Here is a 23089-nt window from a genome sequence, read left to right on the forward strand (position 1 = left end):
CCGCGCGGCGCGCGCCCGTTCAGCATGGAGATATGGACAGCAGCTACGCGGTGGGGGATCTAAGGGTCTCGGACGCCGAGCGCGAACCGGTCATCCAGCGGCTTCAGGACGCGTACGCCGAGGGACGCCTCGACGAGGACGAGTTCGACATGCGCGTGCAACTGGCCATCACGGCCAAGACGCGCAACGACCTCGCGGCCGTCACCCGCGACCTGGAGCCCGTGCGGAAGGCGCACGTCGCGCAGGTCGCGCAGCGCGAGACGGGCGAGGACCGGATGCTCGCCGCGGCGGCGCACGCCGTGGCCGTCCCGACGCTGTTCGTCGGGCCGCTCGTGCTGATGCTGGTCAGCGGCAAGCGGTCGGAGTACGTCCGGCGGCAGGCGGCGGAGGCGGTCAACTTCCAGCTGACGCTGCTGCTGCTCACGATCGTCACCTTCGGCGTCGGCGGCGTCGTGTACGCGGTCGCGTGGGTGCTGTCGGCGGTCGCCGCGGTGTTCGCGCTGACCGGCCAGACGTTCCGCTACCCGTGGATTCTGCGCCTGGTGAAGTGACCAGGGTTTGTCGGCATGCGCCTCTGGGGAAAGGTTGACGTGGCCGCCCTGTAGCGGTTCTGTCGCCTCCAGGAGACGAAACGACGCCGATGTATGCACCTGCGGGTTTATTCCCCTCCCGACCTGTGACTCCCGCGACGTCCCAATTATGTGGACCGTACATGGGATGATCGATTAACTATGTCCGGGAGGGGTAGATGACGGAGCTTGCGGTCAAGGGCGACCACCAGCGGGCGGTGGACGCCCTCAGACGTTCCTACGAGGCGATCCCGGCGGGCACGCCGGTGCGGCTGGCGAAGCGGACCTCGAACCTGTTCCGGTGGCGGGACCCCTCGGAGGCGCCCGGCCTGGACGTGTCCGGGTTCGACAGGGTGCTGAGCGTCGACGCCGAGGAGCGCACGGCGCAGGTCCAGGGCATGACGACCTACGAGGACCTCGTCGACGCGACGCTGCCGCACGGGCTGATGCCGACGGTCGTCCCCCAGCTGAAGACGATCACGCTGGGCGGGGCGGTGACGGGCCTCGGCATCGAGTCGACGTCGTTCCGCGACGGGCTGCCGCACGAGGGCGTCCTGGAGATGGAGGTCCTCACCGGGGACGGCGAGATCGTCACGGCGACGCGCGACAACGAGCACGCCGACCTGTTCTTCGGGTTCCCGAACTCCTACGGGACGCTCGGCTACTCGCTGCGGCTGAAGATCGAGCTGCGGCCGGTCCGCCCGTACGTCCGGCTCCGCCACCTGCGGTTCGGCGACGCGGCCGCGCTGGCCGAGGCGATGGGCGAGATCACCGAGTCGGGGACGTTCGAGGGCGAGTCCGTCGACTTCATGGACGGGACGTACTTCAGCCCCGGCGAGCAGTACATCACGCTCGGCTTCTTCGCCGACTCGGCGCCGTACACCTCCGACTACACCGGCCGGCGGATCTACTACCGGTCGATCCAGGAGCGGTCGGTCGACTTCCTGACGATCCGCGACTACATCTGGCGCTGGGACACCGACTGGTTCTGGTGCTCGGGCGCGTTCGGCGTGCAGAACCCGACCGTCCGGCGGCTGTGGCCCGACAAGTACAAGCGCTCGGACGTGTACCGCAAGCTGGTCGCCTACGACCGCCGGTACCACATCATCGCGCGCGCGGAGCGGTGGCGCGGCCTGCGTCCCCGCGAGGACGTCATCCAGGACATCGAGGTGCCCGTCGAGCGGCTGCCCGAGTTCCTGGAGTTCTTCCACGACAAGGTCGGCATGAGCCCCGTCTGGCTGTGCCCGCTGCGCGCCAAGGAGCGGTGGCCGCTGTACCCGCTGGAGACGGGCCGCACGTACGTGAACGTCGGCTTCTGGGGCACGGTCCGGATTCCGCCCGGCCAGATCCCCGAGTACCACAACCGGCTCATCGAGCGGAAGGTCGCTGCCCTCGACGGGCACAAGTCCCTCTACTCGACCGCCTTCTACGGCCGCGACGAGTTCTGGCGCTACTACGACGGGGAGACCTACCGGCGCCTGAAGGGCAGGTACGACCCGGGCGAGCGGCTGCTGGACCTCTACGACAAGTGCGTGCGCGGGCGCTGAACATGCGTCCGCGGTATCGGGGGAGCCCAACGGGCCGGCCAGCGCCGGCCCGGGCGGAGAGACAGGAGGGAACACAATGACGCTGGCCAGCGTCTTCGAGCGGCTCGCCGGGGCCGAGGCGCCGGTGGAGTTCACGGCGTACGACGGATCGCGGGCGGGGGTGCCCGGCGCAGGGATCCGGTTCGACGTCCGTTCGCCGTACGCGGTGTCGTACCTGCTGCACTCGCCGGGTGCGCTGGGCCTCGCCCGCGCCTACGTGACCGGGATGATCGACGTCGACGGCGACATGATCGACGCGCTGACGACGATGCAGCAGGTGCTGAGCGATGTCACGCCGGCGGACAAGGCGCGGATCGCCGCGTCGGTCCTGCGCGACCCGCTGCTGCGCGGAGCGGTGTCCCGCCGGCTGGACCCGCCCCCGCAGGAGGCGCCGTTCAGCCGCATCCCGTCGTGGCTGCGGCACTCCAAGAAGCGGGACGCGAAGGCCATCTCGCACCACTACGACGTGTCCAACACCTTCTACGAGTGGGTGCTCGGCCCCTCGATGGCGTACACGTGCTCGTGCTATCCGCACGAGGGCGCGACCCTGGAGGAGGCCCAGTTCAACAAGCACGACCTGGTCGCCAAGAAGATCGCGCTGAAGCCGGGGATGCGGCTGCTGGACGTGGGCTGCGGCTGGGGCGGCATGGTGATGCACGCCGCGAAGGAGTACGGCGTCAAGGCGCTCGGGGTCACGCTGTCGAAGCAGCAGGCCGAGTGGGCGCAGAAGGCGATCGCCGACCGGGGCCTGTCCGACCTCGCCGAGGTCCGGCACATGGACTACCGGGACGTGACCGAGACCGGTTTCGACGCGATCAGCTCCATCGGGCTCACCGAGCACATCGGGAAGGCCAACCTCCCGTCCTACTTCTCGTTCCTGTACGGGAAGCTGCGCAAGGGCGGGCGGATGCTGAACCACACCATCACCCGTCCGGACAACACGGCCCCGTCCCGCAAGGAGAACGGGTTCATCAACCGGTACGTGTTCCCGGACGGTGAGCTGGAGGGGCCCGGCTACGTCCAGAGCCAGATGAACGACGCGGGCTTCGAGATCCGCCACCAGGAGAACCTGCGCGAGCACTACGCCCGCACGCTGACCGCCTGGTCGAGGAACCTCGACGAGCACTGGGACGAGGCCGTCGCCGAGGTCGGCGAGGGCACCGCCCGCGTGTGGCGCGTCTACATGGCGGGCTGCGTTCTCGGCTTCAACCAGAACTGGATCCAGCTGCACCAGACGCTCGGCGTCAAGCTGCACGACGACGGCACGAGCAACATGCCGCTGCGTCCCGACTGGGGATCGTGACGGCGGAACCGCTCCCGCCGCGAAGACGAGCCGACCGGACGCCCCGGTCGGCTCGTCGCCGTTACGACCCCTTCCCTCACGCCCTGGCGTCGTCCCCGCCGGACGCGGCGGCGAAGGCGTGCGCGAGCCCCGGCGGGACGACCGTTGACCTGCGGCGTGTTGTTGTTATGAGGGCGCTGAAAACAACAACACGCCGCAGGTCAACGAAGTGGTGGGGGTTAGAGGGCGAAGAGCAGGGCGGCGCTGAGCAGGACGACGGCGGCGGTGGCGAAGTGGATGCCGAACGCGGCGGCCTTCGTGCCGCCGTGGCGCAGGACGATCAGGGTGTCGCCGAGCGGTGCGAGCGCGACGACCAGCATGTACCAGCCCGCGGCGTGCGCGCCGGCGAAAGCGATCAGGGCGAGGCCGAGGACGCCGAAGGTCAGGTCGCGCACACCCTTGATCTCCAGGTAGGCCGCGTCGCCGTCCGGTTTGGCGGCGACGCCGTAGCCGGCGGCCGCCGCCTGCGGCGCCATCAGGAAGCGCGCGCCGATGAAGGCGACGAACAGGGCGAGCACGGTGGCCAGGGCATAGGCGGTGACGGCGAGCATGAGGACTCCAGTAGCTAGCAGTGCTAGGAACAAATACGACGCTAGCATAGCGGCGGCAAGCTTGCTAGCGGTGCTAGAAGTGCTGCCGTGGCCACGCGGAGTGGGCGAGAGCGAGCCGGGCGCGAGCGGTGGTTCGACGCCGCCGCGCCCGGCCCCGCGCCGAGGGCCCCGCCGTCCCGGCGCGGAGCCTCCCGAACTGATCTCCCGCCGGTCAACATTCGTCCTGCGGTGATATCGCCGCAGGTCGGCATGGGTAGGCCATGATCACGACCAGCGAGCTCGGGGGGACGGGAGGCCATGCACATCCGGTCCCCGGTCAAGCCGATGCTGGCCGTGACGATCGACCACATCCCGCCGCCGCAGGCGTGTCCGGGCGGCTGCCGGTACGAGCCGAAGTTCGACGGGTTCCGCGCCGTCGCGATGGTGGACGAGGCCGGCGCCGTGCGGCTGTGGTCCCGCCGCCGGGTCGCCTTCAACGAGGCGTTCCCCGAGGTCGTCGCGGCCGTCCGCGCGCAGATCCCGCCCGGTACGGTCGTCGACGGCGAGATCGTCCGCTGGGGGCCGGACGGGCGCCTCGACTTCGGCGCGCTGCAGCGCCGCCACGTCGCGGGACGCCGCCGCACCGACCTCGCCCGCAGCGAGCCCTGCCATTACGTCGTGTTCGACGTCCTCGAAACGGGCGGCGCCGACCTGCGTCCCGAACCGCTGCGCGAGCGGCGCGCCGTCCTGGAGGCCCTCCTCGGCGACGCGCCGCAGGACGCGCGGGTGATCGCCACCCCGCAGACGCCCGACGCGGACGAGGCGCGGCTCTGGTTCGACGCGCTCGCCGGGCAGGGCATTGAGGGCCTGGTCGTGAAGGACGCCGACGGCCCCTACCTGGAGGGACGGCGCCGCTGGTGGAAGGTGAAGCGGCGCGTCACCACCGAGGCGGTCGTCGGCGGGGTGACCGGCACCCGGCAGGCGCCCGAGTCGCTGATCCTCGGCCGCCACGACGCCGGCGGCCGGCTCCGCGTCGTCGCGCGGACGACGCCGCTGGCGCCGTCCGCGCGCACCGTCCTCGCGGGGGTGCTGCGGCACGCCGGGCCGGACCATCCGTGGCCGCCCGAGCTGCCCGCCGGGTTCGCCGGCGGGCTGTACGGGGCGCATCCGCCGATCCGCTACGTCCGGACCGAGCCGGAGGTCGTCGTGGAGTTCAGCGGGGACGCCGCCGTGGAGGGCGGCCGGTGGCGGCACGCCGTCCGCTACGTCCGCATCCGGACGGACCTGTCGCCGGCCCAGGTCCCGCGGTTCGGCGAACCGCCCTGACCGCGGACCCGGCGGCCCTCCGCACGGTCAGCGCAGCCAGTCGAGGATGTGCGCGTTGACGTCCTTCGGCCGGTCCAGCTGGAGGAAGTGACCGGCGCCCGGGACGAACTCGCCGCGCGAACCCGGCGGAAGGGCCGCGCGGACGGCGTCGAGGTCGATCACGTCGGCGCCCAGGCAGCCGTCCTCGGCGCCGTGCAGGTAGAGGACGGGCAGCTCGCCGACGGCAGAGGCGGCCGCCTGCTCGGCGGCGTAGCGGTCGATCAGCCGGGACGGGTCGAGCATGGCGCGGTAGTAGCCGATCGCCGCCTCGGTATTGGCCGGAGTGGCGAGGCAGTCCATGACGTGGTCGACGTCCTCGGTGCGGTCGCGGCCGTCCGCCGGCGACCAGTCGCGCCACAGCCCCTCGACGAACGCGCGGTCCAGCGCCATCCCGGCCAGCGGCGTCTGGAAGACGAAGATGTAGAACGAGCGCTTGAGCTGCTCGTAGTCGAAGAAGGCCGTCCCCATCACCGACATCGGGGGAACGGACATCGCGACGACCCTCCGCCACCGGTCCGGCGCGACGTTCGCGGCGCCGTAGGCGGTGAACGCGCCCCAGTCGTGCCCGACGACGACGGCGTCCGGGCCGCCGCCGAGGGCCTCGTGCAGGGCGACGGCGTCGGCGGCGAGGGCGCCGGTCTGGAAGGCGCCGTCCGCCGGGACGGACGTGGGCGCGTACCCCCGCATGAACGGCGCCACGGCGCGGTATCCGGCCGCGGCGAGTTCGGGCATGAGGTGCCGCCAGGTGTGCGGCGAGTCCGGGAAGCCGTGCAGGAGCAGCGCCAGCGGGCCGTCCGCGGGGCCCGCCGTGAGATATCCGAAGTCGAGCCCGTTCGCGCTGACCGATCCGGTCGCGATGTCGCCCATGTCCAGCCTCCTCGGTTCGCGGCGCACGCTACCCGGCGGCCGTGCGGGCGAGGAGACCGGGTCGGGTGACCTTCGGATATCGGTGTATGACTTGCTATTTACAGCGGAATCCGTACTCACTTAGCATCGAGACGACTGGATCGATCGCACTGAGGGAAGCGTGATGACGGAGCCGGACGTGACCAGCCAGCAGCACGACGCGATGCAGAGGGCGGCGCGCGACCATCTGTGGATGCACTTCGCGCGCCACTCGGGATCCCAGGGCGGCGGCGAGATCCCGGTGATCGTCCGCGGCGACGGCGCCTACGTGTACGACTCGGCCGGCCGCCGCTACCTGGACGGGCTGTCCGGACTGTTCACCGTCCAGGCCGGGCACGGGCGCGAGGAGCTGGCGCAGGCCGCCGCCAAGCAGGCCGCCGAGCTGGCCTACTTCCCGATCTGGTCCTACGCGCACCCGAAGGCGGTGGAGCTGGCCGAGCGGCTCGCCGGCCTCGCGCCCGCCGATCTGAACCGGGTCTTCTTCACCACCGGCGGCGGCGACGCCGTCGAGAGCGCCTGGAAGCTCGCCAAGCAGTACTTCAAGATGACCGGACGGCCCACCAAGCACAAGGTGATCAGCCGCGCGGTCGCCTACCACGGCACCCCGCACGGCGCGCTGTCGCTGACCGGGCTGCCCGGTCTGAAGGCCCCTTTCGAGCCGCTCGTGCCGAGCGCGTTCCGGGTGCCGAACACCAACATCTACCGGGCGACCGAGCACGCCGACGACCCGGAGGCGTTCGGCCGGTGGGCCGCCGACCGCATCGAGGAGGTCATCGAGTTCGAGGGCCCCGACACCGTCGCGGCGGTGTTCCTGGAGCCGGTGCAGAACGCGGGCGGCTGCTTCCCGCCGCCGCCCGGCTACTTCGAGCGCGTCCGGGAGATCTGCGACCGGCACGACGTCCTGCTGGTGTCGGACGAGGTGATCTGCGCGTTCGGCCGCCTCGGCACGATGTTCGGCGCGCAGCGCTACGGCTACACGCCCGACATCATCACCTTCGCCAAGGGCGTGACGTCCGGGTACGCGCCGCTCGGCGGCATGCTCGTCTCCGACCGCCTCTTCGAGCCGTTCCGGCACGGGACGGAGATGTTCGCGCACGGCTACACCTTCGGCGGCCACCCCGTGGCGGCGGCCGTGGCGCTGGCCAACCTCGACCTGTTCGAGCGCGAGGACCTGAACGGCCACGTCATGCGCAACCGGGACGCGTTCCGGGGCACGCTGGAGCGCCTGCTCGACCTGCCGATCGTCGGGGACGTCCGCGGCGACGGCTTCTTCTACGGCATCGAGCTGGTGAAGGACCGGGACACCCGCGAGACGTTCGACGACGACGAGTGCGAGCGGCTGCTGCGCGGGTTCCTCGACAAGGCGCTCTACGAGGCGGGCCTGTACTGCCGCGCCGACGACCGCGGCGACCCCGTCGTCCAGCTGGCGCCGCCGCTGATCTGCGGCCAGGCGCACTTCGACGAGATCGAGCAGATCCTCCGGTCCGTCCTCACGGAGGCGTGGGCCCGGATGTGAGCGGGATGCCGGGTCCGGGGACGCCCCGGGCCCGGCACGGCTAATGTGAGGCGGGTCACCACCGCGATCAGTGTGCGCTTGCGTCTTTACTTTGAGAGGCTGCGTGTAAACCGAATCGGGTTCGGCATTGATGGGTGGTGGGCGCGTGCTCAAGGTCGAGGACATCAACCTGACCGACTGGGAGTTCTGGCGGCGGCCGCACGAGTACCGGCACGAGGCCTTCAAGGCGCTCCGCCGGCACTCGGAGCTGGTCCGCTTCGAGGAACCCGACATCGTCATCGCGCCGCGGGGGCCCGGCTACTACGCGCTCACCCGGCACGCCGACATCATCGAGGCGTCCCGCCGCCCGCAGGACTTCTGCTCCGGCCGGGGCGCGATCAGCATCCCGGACATGCCCGGCGACATGCACGAGTACTTCGGCTCGATGATCAGCATGGACGACCCGCGGCACGCCAAGATCCGGCGCATCGTGTCCCGCGCGTTCTCCCCGCGCATGATCCAGCGGTTCGAGGACAAGGTCGAGTCCGTCGCCGGGGAGATCGTCGAGAACATGGCGGCCGGCGGCGGCAGCGGCGACTTCGTCGCGGACGTCGCCGCGCGGCTCCCGCTGCGGATCATCTGCGACATGATGGGCATCGGCGAGGAGCACTACACGACCGTCCTGGACGCCACGAACGTCATCCTCGCCGGCAACGACGCGGAGTTCCTCCCGTCCGGCAACGCCGAAGAGATGGCGATGGCGCTGCTCGGCGCCGGTGAGACGCTCAAGGGCATCGTCGAGGACCTCGGCCGGCGGCGCCGCGAGGACCCCGCCGACGACCTCACGTCCGCGCTGGTGAACGCCGAGGTCGGTTCGGGCGGAGAAATCGAGCCGGGCGGCGAGTCGCTCACCGACCAGGAGCTCGGCTCGTTCTTCATCCTGCTGGTCGTCGCCGGCAACGAGACCACCCGCAACGCCATCGCGCACGGCCTCGACCTGTTCACCCGCAACCCCGACCAGCGGGCGCTGCTCACCGAGGACTTCGACGGCCGCATCGCGGGCGCCATCGAGGAGATCGTCCGGTACGTGTCGCCGGTCATCTGGATGCGCCGCACCGCCACCCGCGACACCGTGCTCAACGAGCGCGAGGTCAAGGAGGGCGACAAGCTCGTCCTCTACTACTGGTCGGCCAACCGCGACGAGTCGGTCTTCACCGACCCGGAGAAGTTCGACATCCTGCGCGACCCGAACCCGCACGTCGGCTTCGGCGGGCCCGGGCCGCACTTCTGCCTCGGCGCGCACCTGGCCCGGCGCGAGATCACCGTGATGTTCCGCGAGCTGCTGCGCCGGACGCCGGACATCCGCGCCGCCGCCGAGCCCGACCGGCTGGAGTCCAACTTCATCAACGGCATCAAGCGCCTGCCGTACACGTTCTGACCCGAGGGCTACCAGGGCGGCCGGCCGTCCTCGGCGAGGAACGCGCCCGTCGGTCCGTCGTCGCCGAGCACGGCCGCCCCCTCCGCCGGCGTCCGGTCCCCGGTGCGGTCGTTCAGATCCGTCGCGCAGAATCCGGGCGTGGCGGCGTTCACCGTGATGGAGGTGCCGGCCAGTTCCTTGGCGTAGGCGACGGTGACGGCGTTCAGCGCGGTCTTGGAGGCGTTGTACGGCAGCAGGTTGACGTCGCGGACGACGCTGGACGGGTCGCTGTGCATGGTCAGCGAGCCGAGCCCGCTGGAGACGTTGACGATCCGCCCGGCGGGGGAGCGGCGCAGCAGCGGCGGCATCGCGTTGGTGACCGCGACGGAAGCGGGCGCCGATCCCCTCGGCGCCGAGCTCCGCCGCGGCCCGCTCGCCGCGCTCGGCCGAACGGGCCCCGAGCAGGACGGTGATCCCGTCGCGGCCGAGGATGCGGGCACCTCTACCACCTGGCCGGCGAGCCCCCCGAGCCGCCGGGCGGGCCTTCACAGGACGTCCCGCCGGGCATCCTGCACCTGCTCGAACGGCTGGACGACACCCCCGCCTACGTGCTGAACGCCCGCCAGGACATCCTCGCCTGGAACCCTCTGGCGGCGGCGCTCCTGCCCGACTTCTCCGGCGACCCCGGCATCGCTCGGCTGGTCGCCGAGGTCGCCGGCGCAGCGCGCTGTTCGCCGGGCTGTGGGCGGAGGGCGAGGTCGGGATCAGGCGCGGCGGCCGCAAGCGCATGGCGCATCCGGTGGTCGGCGAGCTGGGATGCACTGCGACGTCCTGTACGTGCCCGACCCAGCGGGTCGTCCTGTACACCACCGCGCCCGGCACGCCGTCCCACGAGGCGATGAAGCTGCTGCGCGTCGTCGGGACCCAGGACCTCAGCGCCCGCTGAGGTCCTGGGCCACGGCGGGCGGTCAGCGCAGTTCGCGCTTGAGGATCTTGCCGGTGGCGGTCATCGGCAGCTCGTCGCGGAACTCCACGATCCGCGGGTACTTGTAGTTGGCGAACTGCTCCTTGCCCCAGGCGACCAGCTCGTCCTCGGTCACCGCCGCGCCCGGCTTGCGGATCACGTACGCCTTGATCTCCTCGCCGTGCGAGGGGTGCTCGACGCCCACGACCGCGGCCAGCGACACGTCCGGGTGCGTCATGAGGACCTCTTCGAGCTCCCGCGGGTACACGTTGTACCCGCCCCGGATGATCATGTCCTTGGAGCGGTCGATGATGTAGTAGTAGCCGTCCTCGTCGCGGCGGGCCACGTCGCCGGTGCGGAACCAGCCGTCCCTGATGGACGACTCGGTCGCCTCCGGGCGGCCGTAGTAGCCCTTCATGATGTTGTGCCCGCGGATGGCGATCTCGCCGGGCCCCTCGCCCTCGATCTCCTTCCAGTCGTCGTCGATCAGCTTCATCTCGACGCCCCAGACGGGCAGGCCGATCGAACCGGGCTTGGTCGGGCGGTCCGGGCGGTTGAACGAGGCCACCGGCGACGTCTCCGACAGGCCGTAGCCCTCCAGGACGTCCACGTCGAACTTCTGCTTGATCCCCTTGAGGACCTCCATCGGCAGCGCCGACCCGCCCGACACCGCGACCCGCAGGTTCTCCTTGATGGTGGCGATGTCCTCAGCGGACGTGTCGTCGGTCAGCAGCCCCCAGTACATCGTGGGGACGCCGGCGAAGATGTTCACCTTCTCCTTCACCATCAGCTCGATCGCCTGCTTGGCGTCGAACCGCGGCTGCATGACGAGCGTCGCGCGGCGGTAGAAGCCGACGTTCATCACGCAGGTCTGCCCGAAGATGTGGAACAGCGGCAGCGTCACGAGCGAGGTGTCGTGCAGCGTCCGGTAGAAGAGCGTGTCGTCCACCATCGCGTTCGACAGCAGGTTGCTGTGCGTGAGCTCGGCGCCCTTCGGCTGGCCCGTCGTCCCGCTGGTGTAGATGATCACGGCGGTGTCGTCCGGGGAGGCCTGCGCCGTGTCGAACGTGCCCGGCTGCCCGGCGAGCGCGGCCCAGAACAGCTCCGCGCCCTCGATCGGGGACTCGGTCGCCGCCGGGTTCGCGGGCAGCAGGAAGAAGTGCTCGCACCCCTCGGCCTGCGCGAAGCCGGCGTGCCCCATCTCGCCGAGCGGCAGCTCCGGCGTCCCCTCGAAGCAGAAGAACGCCTTCGCGTCGGAGTCGCCCAGGTGGTAGGCGATCTCCCGCGGCTTGAGCAGGACGTTCAGCGGCACGACCACCGCGCCCGCCTTGAGCGCCCCGAAGTACACCATCGGGAAGTACGGCAGGTTCGGGCTGGACAGCGCCACCTTGTCGCCCGGTCCGATGCCGCGCGACCGCAGGAGGTTCGCGACCTGGTTCGCGACCGAGTCGATGAACGCGTAGGAGAGCCGCAGGTCGCCGAACACGACGGCGTCCCGGTCGGGGGTCTCCCTGGCGGCGTCCTCCAGCAGCACGGACAGGTTGAGCATGGCACTCCTCGCGCGGGAAAAGGTGACCGGCAGGTTAGTTACCGCCGAGTCTACGAACGGTTCCGCACATCCTGATGCACGGGGCCGCGGAAAGGCCACCCTTTCCGGCGCTTTGACGTGCTGCTTCGGATCACACGCCGGCTCCGGCGCCGGGAAACGGCGAGCCGGGAGCGTTGACCACCGGCGAGAGGGCTTGCGGCTGCGCTACTCTTGATGTATGTCGGCCAGGCTGCTCCTCGAACGACCACGTTGACGCGCAGACGTCAGCGTGGTGGCCCCTCCTTGCGAGGGGCCGTTTCATGTCGGCGGACGGCCCACGACCAGGAAGCACGAAGCCAAGCGGTACGAAGCGGAGTCTGTAAGCGTGAGCAGCGACGAGCAGTACGACCCCCGGGCAGTTCAGGACAAGTGGCAGGCCCGCTGGGCGGAGCTCGACCCGTTCGCGGCCGATGAGAAGGACACCGGCACCGAGCGGCGCTACGCGCTGGACATGTTCCCCTACCCCAGCGGCGACCTGCACATGGGGCACGCGGAGGCGTTCGCCATCGGGGACGTCCCCGCGCGCTACTGGCTGCAGCGCGGCTACAACGTCCTGCACCCCATCGGGTGGGACTCCTTCGGCCTGCCCGCCGAGAACGCCGCCATCAAGCGCGACTCGCACCCCGCCGAGTGGACGTACGCCAACATCGAGACGCAGGCGGCCTCCTTCCAGCGGTACGCGCCGTCCTTCGACTGGTCGCGGCGCCTGCACACCTCCGACCCCGAGTACTACAAGTGGACGCAGTGGCTGTTCCTGCGCTTCTACGAGCGGGGCCTGGCCTACCGCAAGGGCGGGCACGTCAACTGGTGCCCGAAGGACCAGACCGTCCTGGCCAACGAGCAGGTCGTCGGCGGGCACTGCGAGCGCTGCGGCGCGCTGGTCGAGAAGCGCGTGCTGACCCAGTGGTACTTCAAGATCACCGACTACGCCGACCGGCTGCTGGACGACATGGAGCAGCTGGAGGGCAAGTGGCCCGAGCGGGTCCTGCTGATGCAGCGCAACTGGATCGGCCGCTCCACCGGCGCCGACGTCGACTTCGTCATCGAGGGGCGCGACGAGCCCGTCACCGTCTACACGACCCGTCCCGACACGCTGTACGGCGCCACGTTCATGGTCGTGGCGGCCGACGCGGCGCTGGCCGAGGAGGTCTGCCACCCCGACCACCGGGCCGCGTTCGAGGCCTACCGCGAGGAGGTCTCGCGGGAGAGCGAGATCGAGCGGCTGTCCACCGAGCGCGAGAAGACCGGCGTGTTCCTGGGCCGCTACGCGGTCAACCCGGTCAACGGCGAGCGGCTGCCCGTCTGGGCGTCCGACTACGTGCTGGCCGAGTACGGGCACGGCGCGATCATGGCCGTCCCGGCGCACGACCAGCGCGACCTGGACTTCGCACTGAAGTTCGGCCTGCCCGTCCGCGTCGTCGTCGAGACCGGGCTGCCCGACCCCGCCGAGACCGGCGTCGCCACCCCCGGCGACGGCGCCATCGTCAACTCCGGGCCGATCGACGGGCTGACCAAGGCCGACGGCATCGCCCGCATCATCGAGATCCTGGACGAGCGCGGGACCGGCCGCGCCTCGGTCAACTTCCGGCTGCGCGACTGGCTGGTGTCCCGGCAGCGGTTCTGGGGCTGCCCGATCCCGATCGTGCACTGCGAGGCGTGCGGCGAGGTCCCCGTCCCGGACGAGCAGCTGCCGGTGCGGCTGCCCGAGGGGCTGCGCGGCGCCGACCTGGCGCCCAAGGGCACCTCGCCGCTGGCCGCCGCGTCCGACTGGGTCGACACCGAGTGCCCCAAGTGTGGCGGCGCCGCCAAGCGCGACACCGACACCATGGACACGTTCGTCGACTCGTCCTGGTACTACTTCCGGTACTGCTCGCCCGGCTACGAGGGCGGCCCGTTCGACGTCGAGCAGGTCCGCCGGTGGATGCCCGTCGACCAGTACACCGGCGGCGTCGAGCACGCCATCCTGCACCTGCTGTACAGCCGGTTCTTCACCAAGGTCCTGTACGACATGGGCATGGTCGAGTTCACCGAGCCGTTCCGCCGGCTGCTGAACCAGGGCCAGGTGATCAACCAGGGCAAGGCGATGTCGAAGTCGCTGGGCAACGGCGTCGACCTGGGCGAGCAGATCGGCGAGTTCGGCGTGGACGTCGTCCGGCTGGCGATCCTGTTCTCCGGCCCGCCCGAGGACGACATCGACTGGGCGGACGTGTCCCCGCACGGCATGGCGAAGTTCCTGTCCCGCGTGCACCGCATCGCCACCGAGGTGTCGTCGCCGGCCGGCGCCGACCCCGCGACCGGCGACACGGCGCTGCGCCGCGTCACGGCCCGCACCGTCGACGAGGCCACCACGCTGGTCGAGACCGAGCGGTTCAACGTGGCGATCGCGCGGATCATGGAGCTGGTCACCGCGACCCGCAAGGCGATCGACTCCGGGCCCGGCGCCGCCGACCCGGCCGTCCGGGAGGCCGCCGAGACGATCGCGGTGCTGCTGTCGCTGTTCGCGCCCTACACCGCCGACGAGGCGTGGGAGCTGCTGGGCCGCACCGCCCCGGTGATCCGCGCGGGCTGGCCGTCCGCCGACCCGGCGCTGCTGGTCGAGGAGTCGGTCACCTGCGTCGTGCAGATCGCCGGGAAGGTCCGCGACCGGCTGGAGGTCGCGCCCGGCATCGCCGAGGAGGAGCTGGAGCGCCGCGCGCTGGCCTCCGCCAAGGTCCAGGACGCGCTGGGCGGTGCCGAGATCATGAAGATCATCGTCCGCGCCCCCAAGATCGTCAACATCGTCCCCAAGCGCTGACCGCTCCCGCCCCGCGCCGCCACCGCGGCGGCGCGGGGCCGGGGCGCCGTGACCGCTCGCGGACATGACGGCGGGCATGCCGAAGGGCCGCCGGGGTGCCCCCGGCGGCCGCTCGGGCGTGCGCTACATCTTGCGGAGGACCGCGACGACGCGGCCCAGGACCGACGCCTCGTCGCCGGGGATCGGCTCGTAGGCGGAGTTCTGCGGCATCAGCCAGATGTGGCCGTCGCGGCGCTTGAACGTCTTCACCGTGGCCTCGCCGTCGATCATGGCGGCGACGATGTCGCCCTGCTCGGCCACCGGCTGCTGCCGGACGACGACCCAGTCGCCGTCCGCGATCGCGGCCTCGATCATCGAGTCACCGGTGACCTTCAGCAGGAAGTGCGTGCCCTCGCCGACGAGCTGCTTCGGCAGCGTGAACACGTCCTCGACGGCCTCCTCGGCGAGGATCGGGCCGCCGGCGGCGATCCGGCCGACGAGCGGCACGTAGGCGGGCGCGGGCTGTGCCGAGGCCGGCTGGCCCCCCGCCGCCTCGAAGGCCTCCTCCTCGGTGCGCACCGGGGTCGCGCCCGGCACCCGCACCTCGACCGCGCGCGGCCGGTTGGGGTCGCGCCGCAGGAACCCCTTGCGCTGGAGCGACCGGAGCTGGTGGGACACGCTGGAGGTGCTGGTCAGCCCCACGGCCTCGCCGATCTCGCGCATCGAGGGCGGGTACCCGCGCCGCTGGACGGAGTCGCGGATCACCTCCAGCACCATGCGCTGCCGCTGCGTCAGGCCCGTCTCGTCCATCGGCCCGTCGGGCAGCTCCCGGACCTTGCTCATCGCTTGTCGCCTCCCGGGCGCCTCGATCGGTCACTCCTTGTCATGAACGCTATCGCGTCCCGGCCTAATGATCAAACAATTGTTCGAAGATGTACTCGCTTTTTCGGACCGCCTCCTGGTAGAACATCGTACAGGCGTTCGATCGAAAATTCATTCGACGTCGAGGAGGGGAGAGATGTCCGGTTCGCCGCGCGGTGACCGTCCCCCGATCCGCCTGACCCGGCGCGGCCGCGCCGTCCTGGTCGGCTTCGCCGCCACCGTCACCCTCGTCGCCCTGTGGCTCACCGTCGGCCCGGGCGCCTTCGCCGGCGATCGCGGGCACGGCGGGCCGTCCCGTCCGGCCCGCACCGTGGTCGTCGGGCCCGGTGACACGCTGTGGGGCATCGCGTCCGCCGCCGACCCGGGCGCCGACCCGCGGCGGACCGTCCAGCGCATCATGGACCTCAACGGCCTCGGCGGCGACCCGGTCGTCCGCCCCGGCCAGGAGATCCGCCTGCCCGCCGGCTGAGGCCGTCGGCGATGCCGCCGCTCGGCGGGCCCGCGACGCCTCCGACCAGGCGATCCGTGACGGCGGCGGACGCTGCGTGACGACACGCCCGGGGCGAAATCCAGGACGCGCGAGATGACCTGCGCGGACGTGCCGGATGTGACGCGCGAGGCTCCCGATCAGGTTGCGAAGGCCTCCGCCGAGCCGTACGGTTGACCACAACATCTAGTAGTAACACCGATGTAGTTCCCTATATATGGCGCCTCCATCGGTGTAAGTCGTTTACGTCAGGGGAGGGATCGAACGTGCACTGCCCGTTCTGCCGCAACCCCGACACCAAAGTGATCGACAGCCGTTCCACCGACGACGGCGGCGCCATTCGGCGGCGCCGCTCGTGCGCGGAATGCGGCAAGCGATTCACGACGCAGGAGAATGTGCTCGTGATGGTGGCCAAGCGCAGCGGGGTCACCGAGCCGTTCTCCCGGGAAAAGATCATCGCCGGGGTGCGCAGGGCCTGCCAGGGCCGTCCGGTCGACGAGGATGCGCTCGCGAAGCTGGGGCAGCGGGTCGAAGAGGCGATCAGGTCGTCCGGATCCGCGGAAATCCCCTCGCACGAGATCGGCCTCGCCATCCTGGGGCCGCTCGGCGAACTCGACGAGGTCGCCTATCTGCGATTCGCCTCGGTCTACCGGAGCTTCGAGTCGCTGGACGACTTCGCCAAGGAGATCGAAGCACTGCGGAAGGCCGGTTCCTCGGGGGAGCCCGGCCCGTCCCGGTAGGGACGGATTCCGGCACCACAAAGCAGCACATTGAAGGCGCCTCCGCGCGGGCATGTCCCGTGCGGCGGCGGAGTTGTTCCTGAACAGGGCCCGGCGGGAGCCCGAGAAGGGGGAAGTCCATGACGGAGACGGTGAGCGGCTCGGCGGCACGGCGCGGCAAGGGGGGCCGCAAAGGGCTGAAGATCGAGCGCATTTTCACCACGCCCGGCGTGCACCCGTACGACGAGATGCGCTGGGAGCGGCGTGACGTCGTCATGACCAACTGGCGCGACGGCTCGGTCAACTTCGAGCAGCGCGGCGTCGAGTTCCCCGACTTCTGGTCGCTGAACGCCGTCAACATCGTCACGTCCAAGTACTTCCGCGGCGCGGTCGGCACCCCGCAGCGGGAATGGAGCCTGAAGCAGCTCGTCGACCGCGTCGTCCGCGGCTACGTCGAGACGGGCCTCGACGAGGGCTACTTCGCGTCCCCGGAGGACGCCGAGATCTTCGACCACGAGCTGAAGTACGCCCTCGTCCACCAGCTCTTCAGCTTCAACTCGCCGGTCTGGTTCAACGTCGGCACCAAGTCGCCGCAGCAGGTGAGCGCGTGCTTCATCCTGTCGGTCGACGACACGATGGAGTCGATCCTCGACTGGTACAAGGAAGAGGGCGTCATCTTCAAGGGCGGCTCCGGCGCCGGCCTGAACCTCTCCCGCATCCGCTCCAGCCGCGAACTGCTCTCCTCCGGCGGCACGGCCAGCGGCCCCGTCTCCTTCATGCGCGGCGCCGACGCCTCCGCCGGGACGATCAAGTCGGGCGGCGCGACCCGCCGCGCGGCCAAGATGGTCGTGCTCGACGTCGACCACCCCGACATCGAGGAGTTCATCGAGACCAAGGCGCGCGAGGAGGACAAGATCCGCGCGCTGCGGGACGCCGGGTTCGACATGGACCTCGGCGGCAAGGACATCGGCAGCGTCCAGTACCAGAACGCCAACAACTCCGTCCGGGTGTCGGACGAGTTCATGCAGGCCGTCGAGTCCGGCGGCGAGTTCGGGCTGCGCGCCCGGATGACCGGCGAGGTCGTCGACACGGTCAAGGCCAAGGACCTGTTCCGCCTGATGGCCAAGGCCGCCTGGGAGTGCGCCGACCCCGGCATCCAGTACGACGACACGATCAACGACTGGCACACCAACCCCGAGACCGGCCGCATCACCGCGTCCAACCCGTGCTCGGAGTACATGAGCCTGGACAACTCGTCCTGCAACCTCGCCAGCATCAACCTGCTGAAGTTCCTCACCGACGCGGGGACGTTCGACGTCGCCAAGTTCGTGAAGCTCACCGAGCTGATCATCACAGCGATGGACATCTCGATCACCTTCGCCGACTTCCCGACGGAGAAGATCGCCGAGACGACCCGCGACTACCGGCAGCTCGGCATCGGCTACGCCAACCTGGGCGCGCTGCTGATGGCGACCGGGCACGCCTACGACTCCGAGGGCGGCCGGTCCATCGCCGCCGCGGTCACCTCGCTGATGACGGGCGTCGCCTACCGGCGGTCCGCGGAGATCGCCGGCGTCGTCGGCCCGTACGCCGGCTACGCGCGCAACGCCGAGGCGCACAAGCGCGTCATGCGCAAGCACGCCGCCGCCAACGACGGCATCCGCACGCTGGACGAGATGGACAAGGCGATCCACGCCGCCGCCGCCAAGCAGTGGGCGGACTGCCTCAAGGCCGGCGAGAAGCACGGCTACCGCAACGCCCAGGCCAGCCTCCTCGCGCCGACCGGCACGATCGGCCTGATGATGGACTGCGACACCACCGGCATCGAGCCCGACCTCGCGCTGATGAAGTTCAAGAAGCTCGTCGGCGGCGGGTCGATGCAGATCGTCAACCACACGGTGCCGCGCGCGCTGGAGAAGCTCGGCTACCAGCAGGAGCAGATCGAGGCGATCGTCGAGTACATCGCCGAGCACGGCCACGTGGTGGACGCGCCCGGCCTGCGCCCCGAGCACTACGAGGTGTTCGACTGCGCGATGGGCGAGCGGGCGATCAGCCCGATGGGGCACGTCCGGATGATGGCGGCCGTCCAGCCGTTCCTGTCCGGCGCGATCTCCAAGACGGTCAACATGCCGGAGAAGGCCACCATCGAGGACATCGAGAAGGTGTACTTCGAGGGCTGGCGGCTCGGCCTGAAGGCCCTGGCGATCTACCGCGACAACTGCAAGGTCGGCCAGCCCCTCTCCGCCGCCGGCAAGAAGGAGAAGGAGAAGGCGGAGCCCGCCGAGGCGCTGGCGCCCCGCCCGGTCCGCCGGCGGCTGCCGAAGCAGCGCCCCGCGACCGTCACCCGCTTCTCCGTCGCGGGCGCCGAGGGCTACATGACCGCCTCGTCCTACCCGGACGACGGCGTCGGCGAGGTCTTCCTCAAGCTCGGCAAGCAGGGCTCCACGCTCGCCGGCGTGATGGACGCCTTCTCCATGGCGATCTCCATCAGCCTGCAGTACGGCGTCCCGCTGGAGACGTGGGTGGAGAAGTTCACCAACATGCGGTTCGAGCCCGCCGGCATGACCGACGACCCCGACATCCGCATGGCGACCTCGGTGATGGACTACATCTTCCGCCGCCTGGCGCTGGACCACCTCCCCTACGAGGAGCGCGCGGGCCTCGGCATCTTCACCGCCGACGAGCGCGCGATGCAGGCCAACGGCGAGGACCCGGCCGCCCTGCACGCCGAGGACGAGGTCGACCACGAGTCGCTCGCCCAGTCCGCCGCGATCACCCCGCCCGCCGCCCCGGCCCCGGCCCCGGCGCACGAGGCGCACTCGTCCGTGGAGGCCATCGAGAGCCGCCAGGGCCGCACCGCCGACGCCCCGCTCTGCCTGACCTGCGGCACCAAGATGCGCCCCGCCGGCAGCTGCTACGTCTGCGAAGGCTGCGGCTCCACCAGCGGCTGCAGTTGACCTACCGCGGACCCCGGTGAGCACGTCCAGTACCCGGCGTGCTCACCGGGGTTCTCACTTGCCGCTCTGCCGACGGGCCGGGTCAGGTTGATTTGGGGTCGTCCGTGGGGGGCTTGATGGGCTGGGTGGTGGAGGAGCGGCGGCGTTGGGAGGGCTTGCGGCGGCCTGCTACCAGGAGGTCGTCGGCTGAGCCTTCGGGGGTCGGCTTTTCTGGGGGGCCGGCTGGTTCGGGTACCGCGGGCTTGGGGGTGCGGCGGGGCTTCTTGGGGGGCTTCGACTCGGCTTGGCGGAGGGATTCCACGAAGCTCGCGGCGTCGTCCTCGTCGTCGGCGGCGGTCGAGGCGCGCAGGCGCTTGCCGATGATCCACTGGTCGAGGGTGAGGCGGCCGCCGCCGCCCGCGGCGAAGACGAGGCTCGCCATGCCGAGGGCCAGGACGAGTTCGTAGCCGTTGCGGAGCGTCCCGCCGTCCACCACGAAGAGGCCCTGGTCGGCGTGGACGAAGATGAACGCGCCGGCCATGTCGATGAACAGCAGCGCGCCGGTGACGGGCAGGCCGAGCCCCGCGATGAGGGCGGCGCCGCCGAGCAGTTCGACGAAGGCGGAGTAGACGGCGGCGGCGGTGGGCAGCGGCACGCCGAGGCCGTCGAACGTGCGGCCGGTCGCGGTGATGCCCGCCTCGATCTTCTGCCAGCCGTGCGCCATGAAGACGATGCCCACGCCGAGCCGCGCGAGCACTGCCACGACGTCGTAGAGCGGCCGAGAGCGCATGCCGTCGACTCCTTCAACACGGGGATGGGGCCCGGTCAGACGGAGAGTATGACGGTACGGGCGGAGATATCGCGAACGTCGCAGGTGGCGGCTATGGTCGGCGGGTGAGAAGGCACAAGTACGAAGTGTCGGTCGTCTGGACCGGGAACACCGGGTCCGGGACGAGTTCCTACCGCGCCTACGAGCGCGCGCACGAGATCCGGGCGGAGGGCAAGCCGCCGGTCCCGGGCAGTTCGGATCCCGGTTTCCGCGGAGACCCCGCGCGGTGGAATCCCGAGGAACTGCTGGTCGCCTCCCTGTCGCAGTGCCACATGCTGTGGTTCCTTCATCTGTGCGCCGTCGAGAAGCTCGTGGTGACCGGTTACGAGGACGACCCGCGGGGCGTCATGGTCGAGACACCGGACGGCGGCGGACGGTTCGAGGAGGTCGTCCTGCGGCCCCGGGTGACGCTGGCCGACCCCGGGCAGGCCGAGCGGGCCGCCGAGCTGCACGAGAAGGCGCACGAGCTCTGCTTCATCGCCAACTCGGTCAACTTCCCCGTCCGGCTGGAGGCGGACCGGGGGTAGGTCAGCGGGTCCGGCCGCGGGGCTTCAGCGGCGTCGGCGGCATGGCGGGCGCGGCGAGGCGGGCGCCGTCGTAGCCGTGCACCGTGCCGAAGCGGTCGCCGGTCATCCAGTCCTCGCGGGCTTCGGCGATCTCCTCGCCGGCGCGGGCGATGAAGTTCCACCACATCACGAGCTCCTCGGCGAACGGCTCGCCGCCGAGAAGGAGGAAGCCGCCGGCCTCGTCGGCGCGTACCCGCAGGTCGCGGCGGCCGCAGCCGAGGTACAGCATCGAGCCGGGCTCCACCCGCTCGCCGTCGATGTCGAGGACGCCCGACATGGTGAGCGCCGCGTACTCGAAGTCCGGTTCGACCGGCACGCGGACGTCGGCGCCCTCGTCCAGCGTGATGTCGGCGCCCATGATGGGCGTGAACGTCGTTCCGGGGGACGCCGCGCCGTCCAGGTCGCCGAGGAGAAGGGTGGCGGTGAAGCCGGGGGCGGTCACCACCGGGAGGTCGTCGTGGAACTCCCAGCGGGGGTCGGTGTGCCGGTGGACGTCCGGGAGCGCGACCCACAACTGGGCGCCGTGCAGGATGGGGGAATGCGCGCGCGGCGACTCCTCCGAGTGGGAGATGGCCCGCCCGGCGGTCATCAGCCCGAGCTGCTTCGGGCGGATGGTCTGCAGGCTGCCCAGGCTGTCGCGGTGGAGCACCTCGCCGCCGTGCAGCCAGCTCACCGTCTGCAGCCCGATGTGCGGGTGCGGCGGCACCTGCATGCCGGGCTCGTCGGTGATGTCGTCCGGCCCGTAGTGGTCGACGAAGCACCACGCGCCCACCATCCGCCGCCCCAGGCTGGGCAGCAGCCGCCGGACGACCGTGCTCTCGCCCAGCGGGACGCGCCGAGGCGGCAGCAGTTCGTGGACGGGCCCGCCCGCCACGTCGTCCCGCCCGCCGCACGCGACCGGCTTCGGCCGGACATCGAGATTGCTCACCAGAACCGTCCTCCCCACGACACCGTCCCTTAACGATGCCCTACGGCCCGCGTAGTTGAACCTCACGGAATGGCCCGTGCGCGCGGCCGGTTCTCATCAGTGTGATGCACGGTGAGTACAAGGTCCCCGGCGGCAAGCTCGTGGTCGCCGACATCGACGTCGTGGACGGCCTCCTGCGCGACCCCAGGATCAGCGGAGACTTCTTCCTGGAACCGGACGACGCCCTGGACGCGATCAACGGCGTCCTCGACGGGCTGCCCGCCGCGCTGGACGCCAGGGCGATCGGGGTCCGCGTCCAGGCGGCGCTGCCGCGCGGCACGGTGATGCTCGGCCTCACCGCGGAGGCCGTCGGTATCGCGGTGCGGCGGGCCATCACCCGCGCGTCGGACTGGCGCGACCACGACTGGCGGCTGATCCACGAGCCGCCGCAGGAACCGGCGCTGCACATGGCGCTCGACCAGGTGCTCGCCGAGGAGGTCGGCGCGGGCCGCCGGCCGCCGACGCTGCGGGTGTGGGAGTGGGCGTCGCCCGCGGTGGTCATCGGCAGCTTCCAGTCGCTGCGCAACGAGGTCGACGCCGAGGCGGCCGGACGGCACGGGGTGGAGGTGGTGCGGCGCATCAGCGGCGGCGGCGCCATGTTCATCGAGCCCGGCAACACGATCACCTACTCGCTGTACGCGCCGCAGTCGCTGGTGGCGGGCATGTCGTTCGCGGAGAGCTATGCGTTCCTGGACGACTGGGTGCTCGGCGCGCTCGGCGAACTCGGGATCCGGGCCTGGTACCAGCCGCTGAACGACATCACCTCCGACAACGGCAAGATCGCCGGCGCGGCGCAGAAGCGGCTCGCGTCCGGCGCGGTGCTGCACCACGTGACGATGGCCTACGACATCGACGCCGCGAAGATGACGCAGGTGCTGCGGATCGGCCGGGAGAAGATCTCCGACAAGGGCATCGCCAGCGCGGTCAAGCGGGTGGACCCGCTGCGGCGGCAGACCGGCCTGCCCCGCGAGGAGATCATCGACCGGATGATCGCCCACTTCCGGACCCGGTACGGGCTGACCGGCGACCGGGTGGGCGAGGACGAGCTGCGGCTGGCCGGCAAGTACGTCACCGACAAGTTCGCCACCGCGGAGTGGACGGCCCGCATCCCCTGACGCGCGTCCGGCCGGAACCATGGGGCGCCGCCGTGCGTCCTCCCCTCAGGGCA

19 protein-coding genes and 1 pseudogene are annotated in these 23089 nt (G+C 70.9%); 13 read left to right on the forward strand and 7 right to left on the reverse strand.

Annotated features, from left to right (window positions below):
* Positions 1–32: 32 nt before the first annotated feature.
* From ABFX46_RS39865 to ABFX46_RS39875, 3 genes are all read left to right on the forward strand, one after another.
* Entirely contained in the window at positions 33–551 is a 519-nt protein-coding gene (locus ABFX46_RS39865; protein WP_346049219.1) for a DUF1707 and DUF4870 domain-containing protein, read from the forward strand.
* Between the two features lie 197 nt (positions 552–748).
* Positions 749–2116 carry an FAD-binding oxidoreductase gene (locus ABFX46_RS39870; protein WP_346049221.1) on the forward strand — a complete coding sequence of 456 codons (1368 nt, stop codon included), beginning with the start codon at positions 749–751 and terminating at the stop codon, positions 2114–2116.
* A gap of 76 nt (positions 2117–2192) precedes the next feature.
* On the forward strand, positions 2193–3458 hold the full coding sequence (locus ABFX46_RS39875) for a class I SAM-dependent methyltransferase (RefSeq protein ID WP_346049223.1): 1266 nt from the start codon (positions 2193–2195) through the stop codon (positions 3456–3458).
* Between the two features lie 218 nt (positions 3459–3676).
* Here the strand turns inward: ABFX46_RS39875 and ABFX46_RS39880 are convergent, their stop codons facing one another.
* Positions 3677–4048 carry a DUF4267 domain-containing protein gene (locus ABFX46_RS39880; protein WP_346049225.1) on the reverse strand — a complete coding sequence of 124 codons (372 nt, stop codon included), beginning with the start codon at positions 4046–4048 and terminating at the stop codon, positions 3677–3679.
* Between the two features lie 297 nt (positions 4049–4345).
* Between ABFX46_RS39880 and ABFX46_RS39885 the strand changes: the two genes are divergently transcribed.
* Entirely contained in the window at positions 4346–5353 is a 1008-nt protein-coding gene (locus ABFX46_RS39885) for an ATP-dependent DNA ligase (RefSeq protein WP_346049227.1), read from the forward strand.
* A 27-nt stretch (positions 5354–5380) separates the two neighbouring features.
* Here the strand turns inward: ABFX46_RS39885 and ABFX46_RS39890 are convergent, their stop codons facing one another.
* Entirely contained in the window at positions 5381–6259 is an 879-nt protein-coding gene (locus tag ABFX46_RS39890; protein WP_346049229.1) for an alpha/beta fold hydrolase, read from the reverse strand.
* Between the two features lie 163 nt (positions 6260–6422).
* Between ABFX46_RS39890 and ABFX46_RS39895 the strand changes: the two genes are divergently transcribed.
* Positions 6423–7814 (forward strand): aspartate aminotransferase family protein, encoded by a 1392-nt coding sequence (locus tag ABFX46_RS39895; protein WP_346049231.1) that lies wholly within the window; start codon positions 6423–6425, stop codon positions 7812–7814.
* Between the two features lie 130 nt (positions 7815–7944).
* The gene (locus ABFX46_RS39900; RefSeq protein ID WP_428831368.1) at positions 7945–9231 is read left to right on the forward strand and encodes a cytochrome P450; all 1287 of its coding nucleotides are present in this window, start codon (positions 7945–7947) and stop codon (positions 9229–9231) included.
* Between the two features lie 8 nt (positions 9232–9239).
* Here ABFX46_RS39900 and ABFX46_RS39905 read toward each other — a convergent pair whose 3' ends face one another.
* Positions 9240–9578, reverse strand: coding sequence for an SDR family NAD(P)-dependent oxidoreductase (locus ABFX46_RS39905; RefSeq protein WP_428831369.1), 339 nt, complete (start codon positions 9576–9578; stop codon positions 9240–9242).
* A 240-nt stretch (positions 9579–9818) separates the two neighbouring features.
* Between ABFX46_RS39905 and ABFX46_RS39910 the strand changes: the two are divergent.
* A pseudogene (locus tag ABFX46_RS39910) lies at positions 9819–10156 on the forward strand (MmyB family transcriptional regulator).
* A 22-nt stretch (positions 10157–10178) separates the two neighbouring features.
* On the opposite strand, the gene ABFX46_RS39915 reads toward ABFX46_RS39910, so the two are convergent.
* On the reverse strand, positions 10179–11723 hold the full coding sequence (locus ABFX46_RS39915) for a long-chain-fatty-acid--CoA ligase (protein ID WP_346049237.1): 1545 nt from the start codon (positions 11721–11723) through the stop codon (positions 10179–10181).
* 364 nt (positions 11724–12087) lie between these two features.
* On the opposite strand from ABFX46_RS39915, the gene leuS reads away from it, so the two are divergent.
* Positions 12088–14556: a leucine--tRNA ligase gene (gene leuS / locus ABFX46_RS39920; RefSeq protein WP_346049239.1), complete on the forward strand. Its 2469-nt coding sequence runs from the start codon at positions 12088–12090 to the stop codon at positions 14554–14556.
* Between the two features lie 123 nt (positions 14557–14679).
* Here the strand turns inward: leuS and lexA are convergent, their stop codons facing one another.
* Positions 14680–15378 (reverse strand): transcriptional repressor LexA, encoded by a 699-nt coding sequence (gene lexA / locus ABFX46_RS39925; protein WP_346049241.1) that lies wholly within the window; start codon positions 15376–15378, stop codon positions 14680–14682.
* A gap of 175 nt (positions 15379–15553) precedes the next feature.
* Here lexA and ABFX46_RS39930 point away from each other — a divergent pair, with 175 nt between their 5' ends.
* The 3 genes from ABFX46_RS39930 (at position 15554) to ABFX46_RS39940 (ending at position 19580) form a co-directional block, all read left to right on the forward strand.
* Positions 15554–15886 carry a LysM peptidoglycan-binding domain-containing protein gene (locus tag ABFX46_RS39930; protein ID WP_346049243.1) on the forward strand — a complete coding sequence of 111 codons (333 nt, stop codon included), beginning with the start codon at positions 15554–15556 and terminating at the stop codon, positions 15884–15886.
* Between the two features lie 284 nt (positions 15887–16170).
* Entirely contained in the window at positions 16171–16644 is a 474-nt protein-coding gene (nrdR, locus tag ABFX46_RS39935) for a transcriptional regulator NrdR (protein WP_067636063.1), read from the forward strand.
* A gap of 119 nt (positions 16645–16763) precedes the next feature.
* Positions 16764–19580, forward strand: a complete 2817-nt coding sequence (locus ABFX46_RS39940; protein WP_346049246.1) for a vitamin B12-dependent ribonucleotide reductase — start codon at positions 16764–16766, stop codon at positions 19578–19580.
* Positions 19581–19662: 82 nt separating this feature from the next.
* Here ABFX46_RS39940 and ABFX46_RS39945 read toward each other — a convergent pair whose 3' ends face one another.
* On the reverse strand, positions 19663–20349 hold the full coding sequence (locus ABFX46_RS39945; protein ID WP_346049248.1) for a DoxX family protein: 687 nt from the start codon (positions 20347–20349) through the stop codon (positions 19663–19665).
* Between the two features lie 104 nt (positions 20350–20453).
* Between ABFX46_RS39945 and ABFX46_RS39950 the strand changes: the two genes are divergently transcribed.
* Positions 20454–20915 carry an OsmC family protein gene (locus tag ABFX46_RS39950; protein ID WP_346049250.1) on the forward strand — a complete coding sequence of 154 codons (462 nt, stop codon included), beginning with the start codon at positions 20454–20456 and terminating at the stop codon, positions 20913–20915.
* Position 20916: 1 nt separating this feature from the next.
* Here ABFX46_RS39950 and ABFX46_RS39955 read toward each other — a convergent pair whose 3' ends face one another.
* A complete protein-coding gene (locus ABFX46_RS39955) occupies positions 20917–21882 on the reverse strand; it encodes a pirin family protein (RefSeq protein WP_346049252.1) in 966 nt (321 codons plus the stop codon).
* A gap of 104 nt (positions 21883–21986) precedes the next feature.
* Between ABFX46_RS39955 and lplAB the strand changes: the two genes are divergently transcribed.
* Positions 21987–23036, forward strand: a complete 1050-nt coding sequence (lplAB, locus tag ABFX46_RS39960; RefSeq protein ID WP_346049254.1) for a lipoate-protein ligase LplAB — start codon at positions 21987–21989, stop codon at positions 23034–23036.
* The last annotated feature ends 53 nt before the right edge of the window (positions 23037–23089 follow it).

The sequence above is a fragment of the Actinomadura chokoriensis genome (assembly GCF_039529475.1).
GTDB lineage: Bacteria > Actinomycetota > Actinomycetes > Streptosporangiales > Streptosporangiaceae > Spirillospora > Spirillospora bangladeshensis.